At 58.0% G+C, this 4,410-nt stretch carries 3 protein-coding genes, 1 tRNA gene and 1 pseudogene; 2 read left to right on the top strand and 3 right to left on the bottom strand.

Going from position 1 to position 4,410, the window contains the following annotated elements:
* Positions 1-214 precede the first annotated feature (214 nt).
* The gene (locus B3849_RS14670) at positions 215-1,351 is read right to left on the bottom strand and encodes a Hint domain-containing protein (protein ID WP_278425191.1); all 1,137 of its coding nucleotides are present in this window, start codon (positions 1,349-1,351) and stop codon (positions 215-217) included.
* A gap of 297 nt (positions 1,352-1,648) precedes the next feature.
* Positions 1,649-1,734: transfer RNA gene (locus tag B3849_RS14665), tRNA-Leu, on the bottom strand.
* A gap of 214 nt (positions 1,735-1,948) precedes the next feature.
* Between B3849_RS14665 and B3849_RS14660 the strand changes: the two genes are divergently transcribed.
* Positions 1,949-2,932 (top strand): complex I NDUFA9 subunit family protein, encoded by a 984-nt coding sequence (locus B3849_RS14660; protein WP_278425192.1) that lies wholly within the window; start codon positions 1,949-1,951, stop codon positions 2,930-2,932.
* A gap of 55 nt (positions 2,933-2,987) precedes the next feature.
* Here the strand turns inward: B3849_RS14660 and B3849_RS14655 are convergent, their stop codons facing one another.
* Positions 2,988-3,791, bottom strand: a complete 804-nt coding sequence (locus tag B3849_RS14655; RefSeq protein WP_286780387.1) for an undecaprenyl-diphosphate phosphatase — start codon at positions 3,789-3,791, stop codon at positions 2,988-2,990.
* Between the two features lie 229 nt (positions 3,792-4,020).
* Between B3849_RS14655 and B3849_RS14650 the strand changes: the two are divergent.
* Positions 4,021-4,410 (top strand): annotated as a pseudogene (locus tag B3849_RS14650) (NAD(P)-dependent oxidoreductase); the annotation flags it as partial.

Here is a 4,410-nt window from a genome sequence, read left to right as displayed (position 1 = left end):
CGGCCTACGCCGGATGCTTACGCATCGCCTGCGGGCCTTGTGGCGTTTTGAGCCAACGTGATGGCGCGAGGGATGACCTGATAGGAACGCAGGTCCCGCTACCTATAGCTGAATTTACGGAAGTGGGATGCTTCGTAAACACAAAGATTCGCACATAGACACCTCAGCGAGAGCGCAAACTGTTAGCCCTCCACTCAAACAACCTGAACGCGCCCTAGAGCCGCAGCAGGCGTGCCTCATGGCGTTTCAGCGTGTTACGCGCGGCGTTGTATTGCTTTATCCCGATCTGCTCTGAAAGCGCGGGGAACAGGGCCAGGATCTCGTCGCGTTGCGCTTGGCCGATGCTTTGGAGTGTCTCTACTCCCGGCTGAAAGCTTTCTGTCCATGCCCCGTCCGACAGCACAAGCTGATGACTTTCGAACATCAGGTGCACGTATTGAACAGAAGGAGGCGTCAACGTCCGGATCGTGTCACCATTCACCAAGTGCTTCGCGGCGACGAGGACCTCGTCCTGACCAAAATGTAGCATCGATCGCGCATCGGAAAGAAATATTCGGTGGTTGGGTGAAACGATAAGGTCGCGTTCCGGCGTTCCAGCGCCGAGAGCACCCGCCGTGATTAAAACGGGGCGCAGGTGTGGATAGACGACCAGCTCTGCCGCTGTCAGCTGACGTGCACCGACCCAAGAGACTTTCTGCATTCCGTGGTCGCGTGTGATGACAGCGTCACCGGCTTGCAAGTGCTCTACAGGGGTGTCGCCTTTTGCAGTGGCGATCAGGCTGCCCGCGGTGAAACATGGCACGGTGTTCCCGACATAGAACTTGCCATTGCCATCCTCCAACGTACCGGATGCGATGGAGCCGTCGCCGTCAAAATCCTGATCCGTATTGCGGTCAATCTTGAGTGTGCCGATATTGTCGCCCGCATTGGTACCTGGTGCCACCAGTAGATTCCCAAATGTCGGTGCGCTTGGGTCGTTGGCACCGCTTTCAGTGCGGGGCACCAGAACGTTGGCGTTGAACCGCACGTAGGTGTCGCCAAGTCCGCTGACATCGCTTTGGATATTCGCCGATTGGCCGGGATTCATCGGAACGTAATTATATTGGACGATGCCGGCGTTATAGTCGGCAGCACTGGCATAGACCTTGATCCCGATGAAGGACGAGCCCCCGTCAAGTTCACCGTCTGCCGTTTCATTCTGTGTAATGAATTCGATGATGGCATCGTCAGCGAAGGGCTGGCTGCCACCGGAAAGCGTCATCTGACCAGCGCCGTCTTGGCCTGCGCTGGAGTTTGTGGACACGGCGGGATTGTTGATAACATCGATACCAAACGCAAAAAAGCTCGCCATCTCTTTATCCTCTGGTGGCCTGTGGGGCGGTCAAATGATCCGGACCGGCCTAGTTTATAGTAATTTCTGCAATTTCATTAGCGATAAGCGGCGACAAATCGACTTAACTTTTGAGATGTCACAGGGATGTGAAGCGGGCCCGACGCCAGTGGGGCGTCTTTGATGGCGCTATCGATGGTGGTTGATATGCCGCAGATGCGATGCTGATTTGAAAGGGCAGTTCGATGGGCAGGGACAACGATCGCTAAGGCAGCACTAAGTAACAGTGAAACAAAACAGCGACTTATCGGGGATAAGTGGTGCCCAGGAGAGGACTCGAACCTCCACACCGTTGCCAGTACTAGCACCTGAAGCTAGCGCGTCTACCATTCCGCCACCTGGGCACAGGGGGGTTGTGAGGGAGCGTTTATTGTTGTGGGGCGGGGGTGTCAATTGGATTCTCGCAACAAAATGAAACGGCGTGAAAATAAATCCGGAAAACCGAGGTTTGGTGCGGTGGGACGGGCTTTCGAGGCGATCTCTGCCGGAATTGCTGCTTGTTCCCGAGGGGGGCTGGATGTATCTGTAGCGCTAGATTTTCTGGTCAGGGGTATCATCATGGCAAAGCTGGTCACGGTTTACGGCGGCTCCGGGTTTGTGGGGCGGTATATCGTTCGTCGCATGGCATTGGCGGGATGGCGGGTGCGCGTCGCGGTGCGTCGCCCGAACGAGGCGCTGTTTGTGCGCACCTACGGGACTGTCGGCCAGGTCGAACCGGTCTTTTGCAACATCCGTGATGACGCTTCGGTGCGCGATGCGCTGCAGGGCGCTGATGCGGTGGTGAACTGCGTCGGTATTCTGGCCGAGGCGGGAAAAAACACCTTTGACGCCATTCAGGCCGACGGCGCAGAACGCATTGCGCGCTTGGCCGCCGCCGAAGGGATCGCGCGTTTGGTGCAAATCTCTGCCATCGGGGCGGATGCCGAGGCGGATAGCGAATATTCCCAAACCAAGGCGATGGGGGAGGCCGGTGTGCTCAAGCATATGCCGCAGGCTGTTATCCTGCGCCCCTCGATCGTGTTCGGCCCCGAGGATGACTTCTTTAACCGTTTCGCCGGTATGACGCGCATCAGTCCTGCGATCCCTGCTGTAGGGGCGGATACGCTGTTCCAGCCCGTCTATGTAGATGACGTGGCCCACGCGGCGGAGCTTGCGGTGACAGGCAAGGCCCCTGCCGGTATTTACGAATTGGGTGGCCCCGAGGTCGAAAGCTTTCGCGGCCTGATGCAGCGTATGCTTGACGTGGTGAACCGTCGCCGCATGGTTGTCGCCTTGCCGACTTTCGTGGCGAAGGTGATCGCCTTTGGCCTTGATGTGTTGCAGTCGGTGACGCTCGGCCTGGTTAAGAACAACACGCTGACCCGTGATCAGGTCAAGAACCTGGCGCATGATAATGTCGTGGGCGAGGGGGCGCAGGGCTTTGATGCTTTGGGGATCAGCCCCGTGTCCATGGGCTCCGTCCTGCCCGAGTACCTGTGGCGGTTCCGCCCCTCGGGCCAGTATGACGAGATCAAGCAATCCGCGAAGAACCTGCGGACCTAACGATTTCGATGTCGAATTTGGAAAGGCCCTGCCGGCGACGGCAGGGCCTTTTGCGTTAGCTGTAGGCGTATACCAAAAGCGCTACCCCCAGCAGGATGCGATAGATGACGTAGGGGGTGAAATTCACGCTGCGCAGCAGGCGCATCATCAGGAACAGTGCCAACAGTGCGGCGACGAAGGCGAAGCCCGCCGCGATCGACGCGTCGCGCGCGAGCTGCGCGTCGGCTTGCCCGATCACATCCAGTGACAAAAGCGCGCCAGAGGCGAGGATCGTGGGAATCGACATCAGCATAGACAGTGTGGCAGCGCTGGCGCGGTCATAGCCCAGTTTGCGGGCTGCGGTGATGGTGATGCCCGACCGCGATGTGCCGGGGATCAGCGCAAGCGCCTGCGCCAGACCCATCCAGACGGCACCTTTGACATCCCAGTCGCCAGTATCCCGATCGCTGCGCCCCGTGCGATCCGCCCAATAAAGCACGATACCGAAAAGCAGCATGGTCCAGCCGATCACCGCGACAGAGCGGAGCATTTCGTCAATTCCCAGCAGTTTGAACGCCAGCCCGACGACCAGCACCGGAAGTGTTGCGAGGATCAGCAGGGCGGCCAGCCTTGCGCCGGGGGTGTCCATCTTGCCGCGCAGCAGGCGACCAAGCCCGATTGTTGCTTCTGCGACCTCCGACCGGAAGTAGAGCACGACCGCAAGAAGCGTGCCCACATGCACCGCGACATCAATCGCAAGCCCCTGATCCGGCCCGCCGGTCAGCGTTGGCAGCAGGATCAAATGACCCGAGGAAGAGACAGGGAGAAACTCTGTCAGACCTTGAATGATTGCAACAAGCAGCAGTTGGAACAGGGTCATAAGGGGGGCGGCCTTTGGGTCATTGGCGATGGCATAGGCATATAACTTTGGCGGGCTGGAAGGGAAGCCCGTTGTTGGGTCCGAAACGGACATAAATATATGGTAAATTTGCGGAAATATCGGGGTTGATATGAAATAAACCGCATATAGGTCAGCAATGCTGCCTTTATAATCGTTTGGCCCCTGTGTATGAGGGGGCAGCAACGTGTTTCAGGCGGAGAGATCCAAGATGGCAAAGCAGCCAATGCTCAAGTTTACAACGGTTTCCCGGGATATGCCCGAAAAACGGATGCCGAATCTGCGTCGTGAAGACTTTAAAGAGATTTATGCGGAATACGCGGATGAGAAAGCGCAGGAGCAGTCCAGCCGCTGTAGCCAATGTGGCGTTCCCTATTGCCAGACCCATTGCCCGCTGCACAATAACATCCCCGACTGGCTGCGCCTGACCGCCGAAGGGCGTCTGCAAGAGGCCTATGAGGTCAGCCAGGCGACAAACACCTTCCCGGAAATCTGCGGCCGCATCTGCCCGCAGGACCGTCTGTGCGAAGGCAACTGTGTGATCGAACAATCCGGCCACGGCACTGTGACCATCGGCTCGGTCGAGAAATACATCACCGAT

It is taken from the genome of Sulfitobacter sp. UBA4523, assembly GCF_002388305.1.
In the GTDB taxonomy this organism is placed as follows: domain Bacteria; phylum Pseudomonadota; class Alphaproteobacteria; order Rhodobacterales; family Rhodobacteraceae; genus Sulfitobacter; species Sulfitobacter pontiacus.
Note: the sequence above shows the minus strand (reverse complement) of the source record. Positions and strands in the feature narration are given on the sequence as shown.